16 protein-coding genes are annotated in these 16,389 nt (G+C 70.0%); 11 read left to right on the forward strand and 5 right to left on the reverse strand.

Features of this window, described 5'->3' with window-relative positions; genetic code table 11:
• Nucleotides 1–83: 83 nt before the first annotated feature.
• Entirely contained in the window at nucleotides 84–1,607 is a 1,524-nt protein-coding gene (locus ACIBZJ_RS05280; RefSeq protein WP_395926037.1) for an AMP-binding protein, read from the forward strand.
• On the opposite strand, the gene ACIBZJ_RS05285 is transcribed toward ACIBZJ_RS05280, so the two are convergent.
• From ACIBZJ_RS05285 to ACIBZJ_RS05300, 4 genes are all read right to left on the reverse strand, one after another.
• Entirely contained in the window at nucleotides 1,593–2,402 is an 810-nt protein-coding gene (locus tag ACIBZJ_RS05285) for an acyl-CoA thioesterase domain-containing protein (protein WP_395925700.1), read from the reverse strand. The two genes, ACIBZJ_RS05280 and ACIBZJ_RS05285, sit on opposite strands and share 15 nt — an antisense overlap.
• 4 nt (nucleotides 2,403–2,406) lie before the next feature.
• Nucleotides 2,407–3,183 (reverse strand): FadR/GntR family transcriptional regulator, encoded by a 777-nt coding sequence (locus ACIBZJ_RS05290; protein WP_395925702.1) that lies wholly within the window; start codon nucleotides 3,181–3,183, stop codon nucleotides 2,407–2,409.
• Nucleotides 3,184–3,304: 121 nt separating this feature from the next.
• Complete coding sequence (locus ACIBZJ_RS05295) at nucleotides 3,305–4,456, reverse strand: thiolase family protein (RefSeq protein ID WP_395925704.1); 1,152 nt, start codon at nucleotides 4,454–4,456, stop codon at nucleotides 3,305–3,307.
• Nucleotides 4,456–4,863, reverse strand: a complete 408-nt coding sequence (locus ACIBZJ_RS05300) for a Zn-ribbon domain-containing OB-fold protein (RefSeq protein ID WP_395925706.1) — start codon at nucleotides 4,861–4,863, stop codon at nucleotides 4,456–4,458. The genes ACIBZJ_RS05295 and ACIBZJ_RS05300 overlap by 1 nt, the downstream gene beginning before the upstream one ends.
• Nucleotides 4,864–4,993: 130 nt before the next feature.
• On the opposite strand from ACIBZJ_RS05300, the gene ACIBZJ_RS05305 reads away from it, so the two are divergent.
• From ACIBZJ_RS05305 to ACIBZJ_RS05350, 10 genes are all read left to right on the forward strand, one after another.
• Nucleotides 4,994–6,040, forward strand: coding sequence for a TIGR03617 family F420-dependent LLM class oxidoreductase (locus ACIBZJ_RS05305; protein ID WP_395926038.1), 1,047 nt, complete (start codon nucleotides 4,994–4,996; stop codon nucleotides 6,038–6,040).
• A 4-nt stretch (nucleotides 6,041–6,044) separates the two neighbouring features.
• The gene (locus ACIBZJ_RS05310; protein WP_395925708.1) at nucleotides 6,045–6,554 is read left to right on the forward strand and encodes a MaoC family dehydratase N-terminal domain-containing protein; all 510 of its coding nucleotides are present in this window, start codon (nucleotides 6,045–6,047) and stop codon (nucleotides 6,552–6,554) included.
• Complete coding sequence (locus ACIBZJ_RS05315) at nucleotides 6,554–7,411, forward strand: enoyl-CoA hydratase-related protein (RefSeq protein WP_395925710.1); 858 nt, start codon at nucleotides 6,554–6,556, stop codon at nucleotides 7,409–7,411. The genes ACIBZJ_RS05310 and ACIBZJ_RS05315 overlap by 1 nt, the downstream gene beginning before the upstream one ends.
• 19 nt (nucleotides 7,412–7,430) lie before the next feature.
• Nucleotides 7,431–8,966, forward strand: a complete 1,536-nt coding sequence (locus ACIBZJ_RS05320) for an APC family permease (protein WP_395925712.1) — start codon at nucleotides 7,431–7,433, stop codon at nucleotides 8,964–8,966.
• A complete protein-coding gene (locus ACIBZJ_RS05325; protein ID WP_395925714.1) occupies nucleotides 8,960–10,600 on the forward strand; it encodes a CoA transferase in 1,641 nt (546 codons plus the stop codon). The genes ACIBZJ_RS05320 and ACIBZJ_RS05325 overlap by 7 nt, the downstream gene beginning before the upstream one ends.
• Before the next feature lie 62 nt (nucleotides 10,601–10,662).
• Nucleotides 10,663–11,478 carry an enoyl-CoA hydratase/isomerase family protein gene (locus ACIBZJ_RS05330; protein ID WP_395925716.1) on the forward strand — a complete coding sequence of 272 codons (816 nt, stop codon included), beginning with the start codon at nucleotides 10,663–10,665 and terminating at the stop codon, nucleotides 11,476–11,478.
• On the forward strand, nucleotides 11,475–12,212 hold the full coding sequence (locus ACIBZJ_RS05335) for an SDR family NAD(P)-dependent oxidoreductase (RefSeq protein WP_395925718.1): 738 nt from the start codon (nucleotides 11,475–11,477) through the stop codon (nucleotides 12,210–12,212). Before ACIBZJ_RS05330 ends, ACIBZJ_RS05335 begins: the two co-directional genes overlap by 4 nt.
• On the forward strand, nucleotides 12,209–13,429 hold the full coding sequence (locus ACIBZJ_RS05340) for an acyl-CoA dehydrogenase family protein (protein ID WP_395925720.1): 1,221 nt from the start codon (nucleotides 12,209–12,211) through the stop codon (nucleotides 13,427–13,429). The genes ACIBZJ_RS05335 and ACIBZJ_RS05340 overlap by 4 nt, the downstream gene beginning before the upstream one ends.
• Nucleotides 13,426–14,163 (forward strand): SDR family oxidoreductase, encoded by a 738-nt coding sequence (locus ACIBZJ_RS05345; protein WP_395925722.1) that lies wholly within the window; start codon nucleotides 13,426–13,428, stop codon nucleotides 14,161–14,163. Before ACIBZJ_RS05340 ends, ACIBZJ_RS05345 begins: the two co-directional genes overlap by 4 nt.
• A gap of 13 nt (nucleotides 14,164–14,176) precedes the next feature.
• Nucleotides 14,177–15,658 carry a class I adenylate-forming enzyme family protein gene (locus ACIBZJ_RS05350; protein ID WP_395925724.1) on the forward strand — a complete coding sequence of 494 codons (1,482 nt, stop codon included), beginning with the start codon at nucleotides 14,177–14,179 and terminating at the stop codon, nucleotides 15,656–15,658.
• On the opposite strand, the gene ACIBZJ_RS05355 is transcribed toward ACIBZJ_RS05350, so the two are convergent.
• Nucleotides 15,651–16,388 (reverse strand): enoyl-CoA hydratase, encoded by a 738-nt coding sequence (locus tag ACIBZJ_RS05355; RefSeq protein ID WP_395925726.1) that lies wholly within the window; start codon nucleotides 16,386–16,388, stop codon nucleotides 15,651–15,653. The two genes, ACIBZJ_RS05350 and ACIBZJ_RS05355, sit on opposite strands and share 8 nt — an antisense overlap.
• Between the last annotated feature and the right edge of the window lies 1 nt (nucleotide 16,389).

The following is a 16,389-nucleotide window of genomic DNA, read 5'->3' on the forward strand; positions in this document are numbered from 1 at the left end:
CCGACGAGCACTTGGCGACGGTGTGGGAACAGATCAGTGACCGGATTCCCGAAGCCGTCGCACTGTAGCACGGTGACCGGCGCATCTCCTGGCACGCGTTCGAACGGCGGTCCGCGGCGTTCGCCGGTGCCCTGCTCGCCGCGGGGGTACGACCGGGCGAGACGGTGGCGATCGATCTCCACAACTGCCCCGAGTACCTGGAAGTGTTCTTCGCCGCGCTGAAGATCCGCGCCGTTCCGGCCAACGTCAACTACCGATACTTCGGCGACGAACTGCGTCAGCTCCTCGGGCAGCTGAACACCGAGGTACTGGTGTACGACGCGGCGTTACGCGAGCGGGTGGGCGTCGCCCGGGGAAGGCGCCTGACCGTGGAAACCGGCTCGCCGGATGCGGCGCCCACCGGCGTCGCGGCCTACGAGGACCTGCTCGCCGCCCACGTCCCCGCGGCTCGTATCGATCGCTCCGGCCAGGACACGCTGCTGTCGTGCACCGGTGGGACCACCGGCCTGCCGCGAGCCGTCGAATACCTCCTGGCGCGGACCACCGAGAACGCCCGGGCGACCGCGCAGCGGATGCTCGGGCTCGACGATGCCGTCGACTGGGAGGCGCCCGCAGCGGTCCGCGCCGCGGAGTTGCACGCGCAGGGGCTGTCTCCGGTAGCGGTGCCCGCGTCTCCGCTCATGCACAGCACCGGCCTGGTCATGGCGTCTTTTCCGGTGCTCAGCGCCGGTGGCAGGGTGGTGACGCTGACCTCGCGCAGTTTTGATGCCGACGAGCTCTTCACCACCGTCGAGCACGACCGGCCCCGCACCGTCTCGATCGTCGGCGACGCGTTCGCCCGGCCGATGCTGCGCGCGCTCGATGCCCGGGCCGCAGAAGGCCGCCCCTACGACACGAGCTCGCTCGTCACGATCACGTCGGCAGGCGCCGCGTGGAGCTCCGAGGTGAAGTACCGGCTCCTCGCCCACATCCCGGAAGTCGCACTCGTCGACAACTGCGGTTCGTCCGAGGGCGGGTTCATCGGCACGAGTCACCTCGAACGGGGCGGGCTGGCGTCGACGGATCGGTTCGTGCCCGCACCGGGACTCCGGCTGGTGCGCGCGGACGGTAGCGACGTCCCGGCCTGGTCGCCGGAGCGCGGCATGTTTCTCGTGCCCACCGTGGCCCGCGGCTACCTCAACGATCCGGAGCGCACCGCGAAGGTGTTCCGTGTCATCAACGGCGCGCACTACGTGCTGACCGGTGACTGGGGCGAGTGGAACGACGACGGAACAGTGACACTGATCGGCCGGGGCACGTCGACGATCAACACCGGCGGGGAAAAAGTCTTTCCGGAGGAAGTCGAGAACCTGATTCGCGCGCTGCCCGGCGTGGAGGACTGCGTCGTCCTGGGGCGGCCCGACGAACAGTTCGGCCAGCGCGTCGCCGCGGTCGTGCAGCTGGAGACGGACGAGCCCCCGGCCACGGCCACGGCGCGCATCACCGCCGCGGTCCGGGCCGGATTGGCCAGCTACAAGGTGCCCCGCACCATCGTCTTCTCCCCCGTGCCCCGGGCCCCGAACGGGAAGATCCTGTACCCCCTGGCGCGTCGCTTACTCGACGCCTAGGACGGCGGTGCCCGTCGCGACGGCGACGGGCACACCGTCCTCCGGGCGGACGATCTCGGTGCGGACGGTCGAGAAGCGGTACCCCTGGCGGACGAAGGACGAACGGCAGTTCAGCAGGCCCAGCGCCAGCGGTGCGGGCCGCAGGAACTCGACCGTCAGCGATATCGGTTCGGCACGGACACCCGGTTCCCGGAGAAGCTCCTGAGCCCGGCCGGCGATGGCGGTCATCACCCCACCGTGGACGTGGCCCATGCTGTTGAGCATGCCGGGCGCGAGTGCGACCATCGCCGCGCCGGGCTCGCCGGCCACCGGGACGACGCCGATCGCGGACGGATCCAGTCGGTGCCCACCCTCCAGTGGGGCGGCCGACTCAGCCGAAGCGCGGCCGACCGCCATGACGCCGGTCGCATGTCCGATCAGTGCCCCGGAGTCGTGGTCGGTGATCTCGGCACGTCCGATGCCGAAGGTGGTCCCCACGTACAGCGCCGTGCCCTCGATCCGGAGCTCTCCGGACGTGGCGAACGGCTCGCCCACCAGGTCCACCCGCAGCTCGACGGTGGGACCGGCGGCCACACCCGGAACACTCGAGTTCACTGCCACGCCGACGCCGCAGTCCGCGGCGACCGCGAGGACGACGCCGGGGATCCGTCCGTCGGCACGCGTCGGCACGGGGATCCGGGCCCGGAGATAGCCGGGTCGTGCCTCGATCGGGGTGACGCCCAGTCCGCCCTCGACAGGCATGACGGCCAGGTGCGCGGCGAGGGTTGCTCGATCCGCCAGTGGCGAGACGGTCATCCGGTCAGCCCATCAGGTCGAGCAGAGTCGGACCGTCCGACGGAACCTGCCACGCCCTGGACTCGGTCAGGTGCTTCCGCCAGACCTCTTCCGCCCCGCCGGGCGCGCCGGCCTCGATCAGGTCGACGACACGGTGGTGCGCGCGAAGGCCCTGGCTCAGCCCCAGGGCGTCGCGTGGCGCGCCGAGGTGCTCCTCGACCCACTTCCAGTTCGCCAGCTCGATGATGTGCTGCACCATCCCCGTGAGAACACCGACGGTCTGGTTGCCGGCCAGCTCCACCAGCAGCGTGTGGAAAGCCGTATGGGAACGGATGGCCGCACGCGGATCGTCGGCCAGCGCGTCGTGATCGGCCAGCGCCTCGCGCAGGCGGGTGATGTCCTGCTCGGTACGCCTACTGGCCAGCAGACCTGCGGCGGCGGGCTCGAACAGGATGCGCGCTTCGAACACGTCGTCGAGCGTCGCGTTGCGGTGTTCCAGGATGAATCCGGCGTATCGGGCCGCGACGTCGAGCCGGGGAAGCATGACCCGGGCACCGCCGTGCGCACCCCGGCGCACCGTGATGAGGGACTCCGATTCCAGGATCCGGAACGCCTCACGCAACGTCGGCCGCGACACCCCGAACAGCGTCAGCAGCTCCGCCTCCGACGGCAGGGCATCACCTTCCTTCAGCTCGCCCCGCACGATCTGACGACGCAGGCTGTCGGCGATCAGCTCTGCCGCTTTCGGTAGACGCATCGGGCGCATCAGGTTGGACACGCCGGCCTCGAGAGCTTCGGCCACCGAAATCTCCCCTCACTTCCAGTGATCTCGGACAACGACACAGACGGCCGGGGTCGGACACCCGGCGCATCGGTGCGAGATCGGGTGGAATCGGAGGGCTGTGGTTCGACCGACGCCCGAATCAGCGGGAGAGGATCGTGACCACGGACGCGCCCGGCGCCCCGTAGAGATGGGTGTAGCCGACGCGGGGGTCGCCGGCGACTTGGCGATCGCCGGCCCGGCCTTGTAACTGCAGGACGGTTTCGTAGATCTGGCGCAGCCCGGACGCACCGATCGGCTCGCCGTTGGCGATCAGTCCGCCGTCGGTGTTGACCGGCAGGCGACCGGTGATCTCGGTGGCGCCCTCGGCGATCCACTTCTCCTGCTCGCCGTCGGCGCAGAAGCCGTTCTCCGCCAGGTGGATGACCTCGGAGCCGGCGTCGGTGTCCTGCAGCTGTGCCACGTCGACGTCCTCCGGCCCCAGGCCGGCCTCGTCGTAGGCCTGCTTCGACGCGTCGACCGTCGGGCTGGGCGCGGCGTCGAGAGGGAGCGACGGGCTCTGCAGTTCGAACGCACCGTTGCGGCGGCTTCGCAGTACCGACGCGCGCAGGTAGACCGGGGCGGACGTGAACTCCCGGGCGATGTCGGCCCGGCAGAGCACGACGGCGGCGGCACCCTCGCACGGATTGCAGTACATGTAGCGGGTCAGCGGGTAGTTGACGACCTCGCTGTCGCGGATCGTCTCCATCGGCAGCGCCTTGCGACGCCACGCGTGCGGCGTGAGAGCACCATTGGCCAGATTCTTCGCCGCGACCCGGGCGAGGCTGTCCTTCGAGATGCCGTGCAACCCCATGTAGCGGTTGATCTTCGTCCCGAAGAAGTGCGTGGTGAGGAAGAGCCCGGTCTGGCCGTACCAGGACGGGAGCCCGACCACCGACGGGTCGCCGGCGAACGCGCCGCGCGGGTGCTTGTCGAATCCGATCGCCATCGCGACGTCGGTCTCGCCGTACTGGATCGCCTTCGCCGCCATCTGCAGCGAGACACCCCCCGTGGCGCAGCCGTTGAACACCGCACGCACCGGGATGCCGGTCAGGCCGAGCGAGCCCACGATCGCGTCCGGGTTGCTGACCTCGTGGCTACCGACGAACGCGGTACCCACGCGCGACCACTCGGCCCCGGCGTCGGCGAGTGCGTCGCGGGCGGCATCGGCGCCCATCTCCAGTGCCTGTTTGGCGCCGTGCCGACCGAACGGATGCAGGCCGACGCCGACGATCGCCACGTCGTGTGCACTCATCACGGCTCCTTCGTCACGGGGGCGAACGCATACGTCAGCACCTCGGTGCCGTCCGGGCGCGTGGTGTAGGGGACGACCACCAGCTCCATCTCCATGCCCACCGTCAGGTTCGCCGGGTCGGGCTCGGTGAGCCGTCCCTGCACCAGCAACTCCCCGGGCAGCTCGACGTAGCCCAGGGCGTAGGGCTGGAAGTTCTCGGGGGTGTCGTCGCCGTCGTAGGGAGGAGACGGCGGACGGAACTGCTGCGTCGTGAAGGCCCACAGCGTGCCGCGCCGGCCCAGCAGGTGACGTCGCTCATCGGATCGGGCGGGGAACGACAGCACGCCGTCGCGCTCGGAGGCGATGAGCTGTGGCTGCTCGGACGGCCACGTGAACAGATCTGCTGCCACCGGTACCTGGGTCGCCATGATCGCGACCGTAGCAAGAGTTTGATGATTAAGCTATCTCGCCGGGCATTTCAGCCCCACAGGCCTCGCCGTCACGCTATAAAGCTAACTAATTGGCGGCCTCAGGCCTGTCTGGAGAAGGTGCATCCCACTGAAGATCGACACCAAGCTGATTCGGCCCACCGCAGCCGGCGCCGACTACCTCGGCACGCTCGCGCAGCAGAGCCGGGCTGTCGAAGACGCCGGCTACGACGGAATCTGGAGCACCGAGTCCAGTCACGATCCCTTCTTGCCGCTGGTGACGACGGCTCAGGCCACGTCGCGGCTGCGCATCGGCACGGCCATCGCCGTGGCGTTCGCCCGCAACCCGATGACGCTCGCCTACACCGCCCACGACCTGCAGGTCGCCAGCGGCGGCCGGTTCATGCTGGGCCTCGGGAGCCAGATCAAACCCCACATCGAGCGTCGGTTCTCGATGCCGTGGAGCCATCCGGCCCGCCGGATGCGGGAGTTCATCGAAGCGCTGCGCGCGATCTGGTCGTCTTGGGAGAGCGGCGAGCGGTTGTCCTTCCGTGGTGACTTCTACTCCCACACCCTGATGACGCCGTTCTTCTCGCCCGGCCCCAGCCCGTACGGACCGCCCGAGGTCTACCTGGCCGCGGTCGGCGACCAGATGACCGCGGTGGCCGGTGAGGTCTGCGACGGGTTCATGCCCCACCCGTTCACCACACTTCGGTATTTGGAGGAACGTACGCTCCCGACGCTGCGGCGCGGTCTCGCCGACCGCGGCCGCACCCTCGACGACCTGTCGATCAGCTTCTCCGGCCTGGTCGCCTCCGGCCGCACCGAGGAGGAGTTGGCCGCGGCCGTGCGCGCCGTCCGCGATCAGATCGCGTTCTACGGCAGCACTCCCGCCTACCACCCCGTTCTCGCCCTCCACGGCTGGGGGGACTTGGGCCAGGAGCTCAACCGGCTCTCCCGGACCGACGACGAGAACCGCTGGCGGCAGATGGGCGACCTGATCGACGACGAGGTGCTGCACACGTTCGCCGTGGTCTCCGAGCCCGACCGGGTGGGTGCCGAGGTCGCCGCCCGCTGGGGGTCGATCGCGGATCGGTTCCACTTCTACGCCCCCTATCCCCACGACTCCGACCTGTGGAAGCCGGCCCTCGCCGCGCTCGGCCGCAGTGAGAGGTGAGTTGATGACCACGATCGACGAGTTCCGCAAGAGCAGCGAAGTCGAGCCGCTGGTGCAGGGCCGGACCTGGGAGCAGATGCCTGCGGGTTCGGCGTTCCGCACCGCCAAGCGCACGGTCACCGAAGCCGACCTCGTGCAGTTCATCACCTGGGGCGGATTCAACGAACCGCTGTTCTACGACGCCTCGCACGCGGCGGCCGGCGGCTACACGGGGCGCCTCATTCCCGGCGCGATGATCTACTGCATCGCCGAGGGGCTGATCCTGCAGACCAACGTGCTCAACGGCACCGGGCTCGCATTCATGCACATGGAGCTGACGGTCAAGCGCCCGGTATACGTCGGCGACACGCTGCTCGCGATCGTGACGACGACCGACTCACGGGCGTCGAGCAGGCCCGGCCGGGGTGTGGTCACCGGTCACGTCAGCGTTCGTAACCAGCGCGACGAGGAAGTGCTGGTCTTCACGCCGGTCCGGCTGATCCGGGGCGCGGACTACGAAGAGCCCACGCACTGATGGTGCGGATCGAACGCCGCGGTCAGGTCGCAGTGGTGTATCTGTCCCGACCCGAGCAGCGCAACACGGTGACCTACGCCGTTCTCGACGCACTGATCGAAGCGGTCGACACCCTCGACCGGGACGACGACGTCCGGGCCGTGGTGCTCACCGGCGACGGCGAGTTCTTCTCCGCCGGCACCGATCTGTCGGCCCGGGACGGCTTCGCCGCCGACGGCGCCGACTTCCGGCCGCTGCGCGGCGGCGACCGGGACGTGGGCGGGGAACTGGCGCTGCGCATCTTCGAGGCGACCCTCCCGTTCCTCGCCGCCTTCAACGGCACGGCGGTCGGTATCGGGGTGACGATGACGTTGCCGATGGACTTCCGCATCGCCGACGAGCGTGCGCGCTTCGGACTGCCGTTCACCCGGCGGGGCATCGTGCCGGAGTCGTGCGCCTCGTGGTTCCTCCCTCGCCTGGTGGGCATCTCCCGCGCACTGGACTGGACGATGACCGGGCGTCTGTTCACCGCGCCGGAGGCGCTGGAGGCGGGCCTGATCAGCGAGGTGGTGCCGACCGGCACCGCGCTCGACCGCGCACTGGAGATCGCCGACGGTCTCGCCTCGACCTCGTCGCCGGTCGCCATCGCTCTGACGCGTCAGTTGCTCTGGAAGGGCCTCACCGCACGGCATCCGGTGAGCGCCAACCGGGCCGAGTCCGACGCGCTGCTGGCCCTGAGCGGATCACCCGACGCCCAGGAGGGTGTTCGCGCGTTCCGCGAGAAGCGCCCGGCCCGGTTCGTCTCGGGCCACTGGTCCGGCCTGCCGGATGTGCAGACCTGGTGGGACACCCCGCCGTTTCGTGAACCCGACCGATAAACCGTCTCTGGAGAATGCAGTGTCGCAAGTCCGGACGACTCCTGCCAGCCACCGGGGAACACGGGTCCTCGAGACCCGGCACCTCCTGATGATCCTGTTCGCCACCCACCTGCCGATCACCTCGCTGTGGGCGATCGTGCCGAACGTCCTGCAAGCGGGGAACGTCGTCGCCACCCCGCTGATCTTCCTACTCACCGGCGTGATCTTGCTCGGGTTCGTCACCAGCTACGCCAACATGGCGCGGCGACTCCGGCACCCGGGCGGCCTGTACGTCCAGATCACTCACGGGCTCGGACGGCCCGCCGGGCTCGGTGCCGCCGCCGTGTCCCTGGTCGGTTACCTCACACTGGGCGCCGTCCTGTTCAATTTCATCGGTCTGGTGCTGCACGGGCTGACGGTCTCGCTGTTCGACGTCGACCTGCCGATACCGGTCCTCATCGTCGCCGCGATCATCGCGGTGAGCGCGCTGGGAATGCTGGGCCTGCTCACCGTGGTACGGCTCTTCACCGGCGTCGCCGTGATCCAGGGATTGGCCCTGGCGCTCTTCGTCGTCGGCGCTTTCACCCAGCCCGCCGGCGGACACGTCTCGCTGATCGGGCTCAGCCCCAATTGGCTGCTCAGCGGATCTCTGGGCATCGCACTCTGCTACGCGCTGACGTCCTCGGTCGGCACGGACGTGGGAGTCAACTACAACAACGAATTGGTGGACCCCGAGCGGTCGGTTCCGCGCGCCAGTTACCTCGCCTACGGGCTCATGACCGCGGTACTGGCACTTTCGGCGCTCGCAGTGAGCGTGGCCGGCGGGCCGGAGCAGGTGTCCGACGGAAACGGTCAAGGTGGCGTGCCGTTGATGGCCACCGTCGTGGTCTCCATCGTGGGCGTGGAGCACGCCGCCGCCGTCACCAACTGCATTCTCGTGTTGCTGATCCTCGGTCTGCTCGCGACCGGCATCACCTACCAGAACGCGATCTCGCGTCAGCTGGCCGGCCTCGCCCGTGACCGGGTCCTGCCCGTCGACCTGTCGTTTCAGCACCCCGGCACCCGCTTGGTACTGCGGCTGTTCTACCCGATCGCGGCCGGAGTCATCGCCCTGCTCGTGCCGCGCAGTGTGGTGTACGGGGTGCCGCTGTGGCTGGTCATCGGCAGCGGGTTGTGCGTGCTCACCACGTTGACGCTGGCGGCCGCGGCGGCGTTCGTCTGGTTCCTCCATGGCAGCGAGGGAGACGAGAACCTCCTCGGCTGGGAGGGACCGGTCGTGGCCGGTGCGTTCTCCGTGGTGGTCGCCGGCGGCTGCGTGCTCTACGGCATCACCCATGTCTCCAGCTTCGGTTCGGGAACTCCGGGCAACGCCAGCTGGTACGTCGCGGCCATGATCGTCCTCCCGTTCGCACTCGGCGTCGGCATCGCCCTGGTCTTCCGGATGACCGACCCCTCGCGTTACCGGGCCATCGGCCGGCTCGGCTACGGCTCCGGCGGCCGGGACTGGGCAGCAGACGAAGCCACGTCCCCGCCGCCGAACGTTCCATCCCCGATTCGTGAGGAGGCCCGATGGTGACGGCCGCCGAGTCCGCCCGTCAGAGCCGCGGCCGCACGATCGCGATGACGGCCGAAGAGCGCGACGCATTCCTTTCCGAACAGCGCACCTGCCGCGTCGCCACGAACGGCGCCGACGGCGCGCCGCACCAGTCCCCGCTCTGGTACGCGTGGGACGGCGAGGCCATCTGGCTGAACTCGATCGTGAAGAGCCGCCGATGGAACGACCTGGTCCGCGACCCGCGCGTGTCGGTGATCGTCGACGCGGGCGAGGACTTCACCGAACTGCGCGGCGTCGAACTGATGGGCACTGTGGAGGTAGTCGGCGAGGTGCCCCGCACCGGCGCCGAGGTGCCCGAACTCGTCGAACCCGAGCGTCTCTTCGGCGCGAGGTACGCGGCGGGGCAGTTCCGGCCCGACGGCCGCCACGCCTGGCTGCGGCTGGTGCCGTCGCGGATCGTCTCCTGGGATTTCCGCAAGCGCCATGCTCCGGCCGCCGTGCCGACCGGCCCGCTCGGCGGAGTCAAGGTGATCGAGGTCGCCGGACTCGGTGCCGCGCCGTACACCGCCATGCTGCTCTCGGATCTCGGAGCCGACGTGATCCGCGTCGACCGGCCCGGGGCGAAGTCGGCCGGTGCGGAGCGCTACGCGCTGAGCCGCGGGCGTCGCTCCGTGACCATCGACATGAAGAAGTCCGGCGGCGTGGACACGTTCCTCTCTCTGGTCGACCGGGCCGACGTCCTCCTCGAAGGCTTCCGGCCCGGCGTCGCGGAGCGGCTGGGCTACGGGCCCGACGTGTGCCTTGCCCGCAATCCCCGTCTCGTGTTCGCCCGGATGACCGGCTGGGGCCGGACCGGGCCGCTGTCGCAGACCGCCGGCCACGACCTCAACTACCTGGGTCTCACCGGCGCGCTCACGCTCCTCCAGCGCTCCCGGCACGAACAGCCGGCCACTCCCCCGGGCTTCGTCGCCGACTTCGGCGGCGGCGGACTGATGCTGGCCTTCGGCATCGTGTGCGCGTTGCTCGAGACGCGCACGTCCGGCCGAGGTCAGGTCGTGGACGGTTCGATGGTCGACGGCGTCGCGTCGCTGACGACCCTCATCTACGCGATGACGGCTCAGGGGCGGTGGAAGGACGAGCCGGGCACGAACTTCAGCGACGGCGGGGCGCCCTACTACGATTCCTATCGGACCTCCGACGGCAAGTTCCTCGCTGTCGCTCCGATCGAGCCGCAGTTCTACCGCGTGATGGTGGAGAAGCTCGGGCTGGACCTGGACGAGCTGCCCGATCGCGACGACCCCGCCAACTGGCCGGCGCTCAAGAAGCTGTTCACCGACGTGTTCGCCCGCCGTACCCGCGACGAGTGGGCCGCAGTGTTCGCGGGCACCGACGCCTGCGTCACCCCGGTGCTTACCTTCACCGAGGCCCGCGAGCACCCCCACAACCAGCACCGGGAAACGTTCGTCGAGGCATTCGACGTGCTGCAGCCGGCGCCCGCGCCCCGGTTCGGCCGCACGCCCGGCGCCATCGCCGGACCACCGCCGGTTCCCGGTGCCCACTCGGCGCAAGTCCTCACGGACTGGGGATTTGCACCCGATGCCGTCGACGTACTGCTCGGATCCGGCGCGATCATCCAGGCGCGACCGGAAGCCTAGCTCCGGAATCAGATAGATGATAAACCTATTCATGTAGGGAGATCGTCTGGAGAGGACCCCGCATGACCAACCCGTACGCAGACTTCCCCAACCTGTGCCTGAAGTTGGGGGACCACGGCGTCATGCATTTGATCCTCGACGGGCCCAATCTCAACTCGGTCGGCCCGGGCCTGCACCGTGACCTCGCTGACGTCTGGCCGGCACTGAACCGCGATCCGGACGTCCGGGCCGTCCTGATCTACGGTGCGGGCGAGGCGTTCTCGTCCGGGGGCAACTTCGACCTCATCGACAACATGATCGACGGCTACGAGAGCCGGGCGCGTGTCATGCGCGAGGCCCGTGATCTCGTCCTGAACCTTATTGCCTTCGACAAGCCGCTGATCTCCGGTATCCGCGGGCCCGCCGTCGGCGCCGGGCTGGTCGCGGGGATGCTCGCCGACATCTCGGTGGCCGGCAAGACCGCGCGCATCATCGACGGCCATACCCGCCTCGGTGTCGCCGCGGGTGACCACGCCGTGGTCTGCTGGCCGCTGATGGCCGGCATGGCCAAGGCCAAGTACTACCTGCTCACGTGCGAGACGCTCACCGGCGAGGAGGCCGAGCGCATCGGCCTGATCTCCCGTTGCGTCGAGGACGACCAGGTCATCGAGGAGGCGACCCGGATCGCCACCAAGCTCGCGCAGGGCGCGCCCAGCGCGATCCAGTGGACCAAGCACAACCTCAACCACTTCTACCGCCAGGCCATCCCTGCCTTCGAAGCGTCCCTGGGCATGGAGTGGGTCGGCTTCGGCGGTCCGGAAGTGCGCGAGGGACTGGCCTCCCACCGCGAGAAGCGCCCCCCGCGCTTCGCCGATCTCGACGGAGGAACGCGAGCATGAGCACTCGTACCGCGCTGGTGACCGGTGGCGTGGGCGGCATCGGCCGCGCGATCTGCCGTCACCTGAGCGAGGCCGGCTACACGGTCGCGGTGTGCGACCTCAACGGGGATGCCGCCGTCGAGTTCGCCGGCACGCTGGCCGGAAAGGCCCGCGGTTATGCCGTGGACGTGTCCGACAGCACGAGCGTCGCGTCGGCCGTCAGCGCGGTGAACGACGACCTCGGCGCGGTCGACGTGCTGGTCAACAACGCCGGCATCGACAAGATCGAGCCGTTCGTCGAATCGACCGAGGACACCTGGCGCGCCGTGGTCGAGGTCAATTACCTCGGCACCGTCATCGTCACCCGAGCCGTGCTCGACGGCATGATCGAACGCCACTACGGCCGCATCATCAACATCAGCTCCGACGCCGGTCGCGTGGGCTCGTCGGGAGAAGTCGTCTACTCGGGTACCAAAGGCGCGGTGATCGCGTTCGGTAAGGCGCTGGCCCGGGAGACGGCCAGGAACGGCATCACGATCAACGCCGTCTGCCCCGGTCCCACCGACACGCCGCTGCTCAAGCAGGTCTCCGACCGCAGCCAGCGCATGTACGACGCCATGGCCAAGGCGGTGCCCATGAAGCGGATCGGCACGCCCGACGACGTCGCCCCGGCCGTGGTGTTCTTCGCCGGTGACGGCGCCGCCTTCATCACCGGCCAGACGCTGTCGGTCAGCGGCGGCCTGACGATGTCGTGAACGTCGACTACCCGCCCGGCACCGAGGAGTTCCGCGAGGAGATCCGGGCCTTTCTCCGCCGCGAGTTACCCGACGGCTGGCGCGGCCTCGGCACGCTGGCCGAGGACGAGGCGGTGGAGTTCACCGCCTGGTGGCGTGGGCGGCTCGCCGGCTCCGGCTATCTCACCCCCAGCTGGCCGACGGAGTACGGCGGCGCGGGGCTGTCGCGCCTCCAGCAGGTCGTGGTGTCCGAGGAACTGGCCCGGGCCGGCGTCCCGTTCAACGGGAAGAACGACACGTTCAGCATCAAGATGATCGGCAACCTGATCCTGCGGCTGGGCACCGAAGCGCAGAAGCAACGCTTCCTGCCGCGCATCGTGTCCGGCGAGGACCGGTGGTGCCAGGGGTTCTCCGAGCCCGGTGCCGGCTCCGACCTGGCCGGCCTGCGCACCCGCGCGCGGCTCGACGGCGACGAGTGGGTGATCGACGGACAGAAGATCTGGACGTCGGACGCGCGCACCGCCAACTGGATGTTCCTGCTCGCCCGCACCGACCCGGACGTCCCACGGCACCGCGGTATCAGCATGCTGCTCGTGCCGATGGACCAGCCGGGGATCACCGTGCGGCCGATCGAGATGATGACCGGTGGGAACAACTTCAACGAGGTCTTCCTCGACGGCGCCCGCACCGCCCGCGACCAGATCGTCCTCGGCCCCGGCGACGGCTGGAAAGCCGCGATGGCGCTGCTGGGCCTCGAGCGCGGCGACGAGGCGGCGACCAACCCGATCTTTTTCCGCGCGGAGGTCGACCGGCTCCTCGCGTTGGCCCGCGAACGCGGCCTCGCCGAGGACGCGGTGGTCCGCGACCAGCTCGCCCGCGCGTACACGCGGGTGGAGATCATGCGCTACCTGGGGTTGCGCACGCTGACCGGCTGGCTCAAGGGTGAGGTGCCCGGCCGGGACGCTTCGGTGTCAAAGCTCTACTGGAGCGAGCACCACAAGGCGGTCACCGATCTCGCGGTTTCCCTGCTCGGCACCGACGCGCTCGTACCGTCGGGGCGCCGGCCCGTCCGGCACTACCGCGCCGACGACCCGGACGCGCCCAACAGCTCCGGTTCGTGGGTGAGCACCTGGATGACCGCCATCTCCGGCACGATCTACGCCGGGACGTCGGAGGTGCAGCGCAACATCCTGGCCGAATCGGTGCTGGGTCTGCCGAAGGAGTCCCGCGGCGCATGACGCTCACCGTGGTCACCGGCGGGACACGCGGACTGGGCGCGGCGATCAGCCGCCGGGTGGCGCGTCAGGTCGGCCCCGTCGCGGCGATCTACGGAGCCGACGACCGGGCCGCGGGGTCCTTCGTCGCCGCGGCTCGGGCCGACGGTCTCGACGTCTCGGTGCACCGCGCCGATCTCGCCGACCCCGACGCCTGCGAGGCGGTGCTCACCGCGATCGCGGCCACGCGCGGCCCGGTCGCCCACCTGATCAACAACGCCGGGATCCTCCGCGAGGCCCGGGTCGCCGAGACGACCCGCGAGCTCTGGGACGAGACGTTCGACGTGAATTGCCGGGCCGCGTTCCTCCTCGCCCGCCACGTCTGGGACAGCATGGTCGCTGACCGATACGGCCGCATCGTCAACATCGGATCGGTGACGGCCACCAGTGGCAACGGCAAGCAGGCGGCGTACGGCGCCTCGAAAGGGGCGCTGGTCGGTCTGACCCGGTCGCTGGCGCGGGCCGGTGCCCGGAAAGGCATCACCGTCAACTGCGTGGTCCCCGGGGTGTACGAGACCGAGATGACGACATCGATGAGCGAGCAGGACCAGCGGGCGATCGCGCAGATGATTCCGCTGGGTCGGCGAGGACGGCCGGAGGAGCTGGCGCACCTGGTCGCCACTCTGCTGGATCCCGACGCCGGCTACATCACCGGAGCCGTGCTGCAGGCCGACGGCGGTCTGGGCATGGGCAACTGAGCGGGGGCACGGCGTGTACGAGGACTACCGGCCGGCCGGGTACTCGACCTGGACGCAGCGCGTCCTGGCCCGGCTCGGCGACGACCGGCCGGCACTGATCGAAACCACCTCCGACGGCGCCGAGGAATGGACCGGCGCGGAGTTCCGCCGGATGGTTTCCGGGGCCGTCGACCTTCTCGACCGGGAGGGGGTCACCGAAGGCACGATGGTGCCCGCGCTCCTGGCCACTCGGCCGGCGTCGGTGGCACTGCTGCTGGCCGGAGCACTCTCCGGCCGGCCCCTCGCTCCGCTGGCTCCACGCCTCACCGAGGCGGAGCTCGTGACGGTTGTCGCTGACCTTCCCGGCGAGGTCCTGGTGGCCGAGCCCGGCTCGGTCACCGTCGCCCGAGCCGTCGCGGCCGCCACCGGTAAGCGGGTCGTGCTGCTCGACGGCCCGCTGCACGGCACCCGGGAGTTGACCCCCCGGGACGATCCCGACGGCGTCGCGCTGGTCATGCACACCTCGGGCACCACCGGCCGGCCCAAGCGGGTGCTGGTGCGCGACTTCGCGATGGGCCGCCGCGCCGACGTCGTCGGCTACCTGCTCGATCTGCACCCCGGCGACCGGCTGGTCACCACCTCGCTCTTCCATCACATGGGCGCGCTGGGCAATATCGGTGTGGCGCTGGGCAACGGTGCGGCGCTCGTGACGTTCCCGGCCTTCAGCGTCGACGCGTGGCGCGAACTGGGGAGCGCCGGGCCCACCCACGCGGTCACGATCCCGTCCGTGTTCGAGATGCTCCTGGCCGCCGGCGCGCTCGAATCCCGCACGATGCGTGTACTCGGATACGGTGCGTCGCCGATCCATCCGGACACGATGAAGCAGATCCAGGAGTCGATGCCCGGCGTCGCGTTCGTCAACTTGTTCGGGCAGACCGAGGGCTCGCCGGTGAGCGCGTTGCTCCCCGAGGACCACCGCGCCGCCGCCGCCGGGCGCAAGGAATTGCTCCGGTCGGTGGGCCGCGCTGCGCCCGGCACCGAGCTGCGGATCGACGAGCCGGACGCCGACGGCGTCGGCGAGGTGTGGGCGCGGTGTCCGCACTCGTTCTCCGTCGACGCGGAGGGCTGGCAGCACACCGGCGATCTGGGCCGCATCGCCGAAGACGGCTACGTGTACCTGGTGGGCCGACGCGGCGACAAGATCATCCGCGGCGGCGAGAACGTCTATCCGCTGGAAGTGGAGCAGGTCCTGACGGCGCATCCGGGGGTGCGCCACGCCGTGGTGGTGCCCGTGCCCGATCGCCGGCTCGGTGAGACGATCGGGGCCTACCTGGTCCCGGCTGATCCCGCGAACCCGCCGGGCTTCGAGGAGTTGCGCGCGTTCGCCCGGGTCCGCCTGGCCGGCTTCAAGGTCCCCGTGCTGTGGCGCATGGTCGACGACCTGCCGCGCAACCCGAGCGGAAAGGTGCTCCGCCGGACGTTGATCGCCCGCGCGGAGGCCGCGTTCACTACGTGAAACGCGCCCGGTCGGTACCGGGCACGAGTGCCGCCCCGGCCGCGCGACGCCGGTCCCGCTCGGCGACCTCGTGCGCGAGCGACTCGGCCAGCGTGACGTCACGGCTGACGCGGTAGAGCTGTTTGAGTTCGCGCATGACGCGGGGCTGGCGCTGGGCGATCCCGGTGGCCATCGCGGTAACCGTTCCGAGCAGCTCCTCGTGCTGGACGACCCGGCTCACCAGCCCGGCGGCCAGCGCCTCGGCCGCCGTCAGCACCCGGCCGGTGTAGGACATGTCCATCGCCAGACGCCTGCCGACGGCACGCGGCAGGCGGGCGGTCATGCCACCGCCAGGCAGGATGCCGACGCTGGCATGGGTGTCGGCGAACGTCGCCCGCTCGGAGGCGACGAGCACGTCCAGACCGAGCGCGAACTCCAGACCGCCGGTCATCACCGGGCCGTTGATCGCGCCGATCGTCGGTTTGCTGAGCTCCGCCACGCCGAGGATCGCGTCGGACGACCGGGGCGGTGGCCGACGCGTCCGGGTGAACTCCTTCAGATCCAACCCCGCGCAGAACGCGGGGTCGGCACCGGTGAACAGCACCACGTGGACGTCGTCGTCGGTCTCGGCCCGTTCCAGGGCCTCGGCGAGGCCGGCGGCCAGCGGCGTGTCGATCGCGTTGCGGGCGTGCGGCCGGTTGAGGGTGACGGTGGCGACGCCACCATCCACCACGTAGAGCACGGGGTCCACG

Origin of the sequence: Cryptosporangium sp. NPDC051539, from assembly GCF_044454545.1 — a bacterium.
Taxonomy (GTDB): domain Bacteria; phylum Actinomycetota; class Actinomycetes; order Mycobacteriales; family Cryptosporangiaceae; genus Cryptosporangium.

Excerpts from the sequence above, each read along its gene's own strand:
- ACIBZJ_RS05310 (WP_395925708.1), top strand. The coding sequence starts at position 6,045 with ATGACCACGATCGACGAGTTCCGCAAGAGCAGCGAAGTCGAGCCGCTG.
- ACIBZJ_RS05300 (WP_395925706.1), bottom strand. The coding sequence starts at position 4,863 with ATGGCGACCCAGGTACCGGTGGCAGCAGATCTGTTCACGTGGCCGTCC.
- ACIBZJ_RS05335 (WP_395925718.1), top strand. The coding sequence starts at position 11,475 with ATGAGCACTCGTACCGCGCTGGTGACCGGTGGCGTGGGCGGCATCGGC.
- ACIBZJ_RS05285 (WP_395925700.1), bottom strand. The coding sequence starts at position 2,402 with ATGACCGTCTCGCCACTGGCGGATCGAGCAACCCTCGCCGCGCACCTG.
- ACIBZJ_RS05325 (WP_395925714.1), top strand. The coding sequence starts at position 8,960 with ATGGTGACGGCCGCCGAGTCCGCCCGTCAGAGCCGCGGCCGCACGATC.
- ACIBZJ_RS05330 (WP_395925716.1), top strand. The coding sequence starts at position 10,663 with ATGACCAACCCGTACGCAGACTTCCCCAACCTGTGCCTGAAGTTGGGG.
- ACIBZJ_RS05295 (WP_395925704.1), bottom strand. The coding sequence starts at position 4,456 with ATGAGTGCACACGACGTGGCGATCGTCGGCGTCGGCCTGCATCCGTTC.
- ACIBZJ_RS05345 (WP_395925722.1), top strand. The coding sequence starts at position 13,426 with ATGACGCTCACCGTGGTCACCGGCGGGACACGCGGACTGGGCGCGGCG.
- ACIBZJ_RS05315 (WP_395925710.1), top strand. The coding sequence starts at position 6,554 with ATGGTGCGGATCGAACGCCGCGGTCAGGTCGCAGTGGTGTATCTGTCC.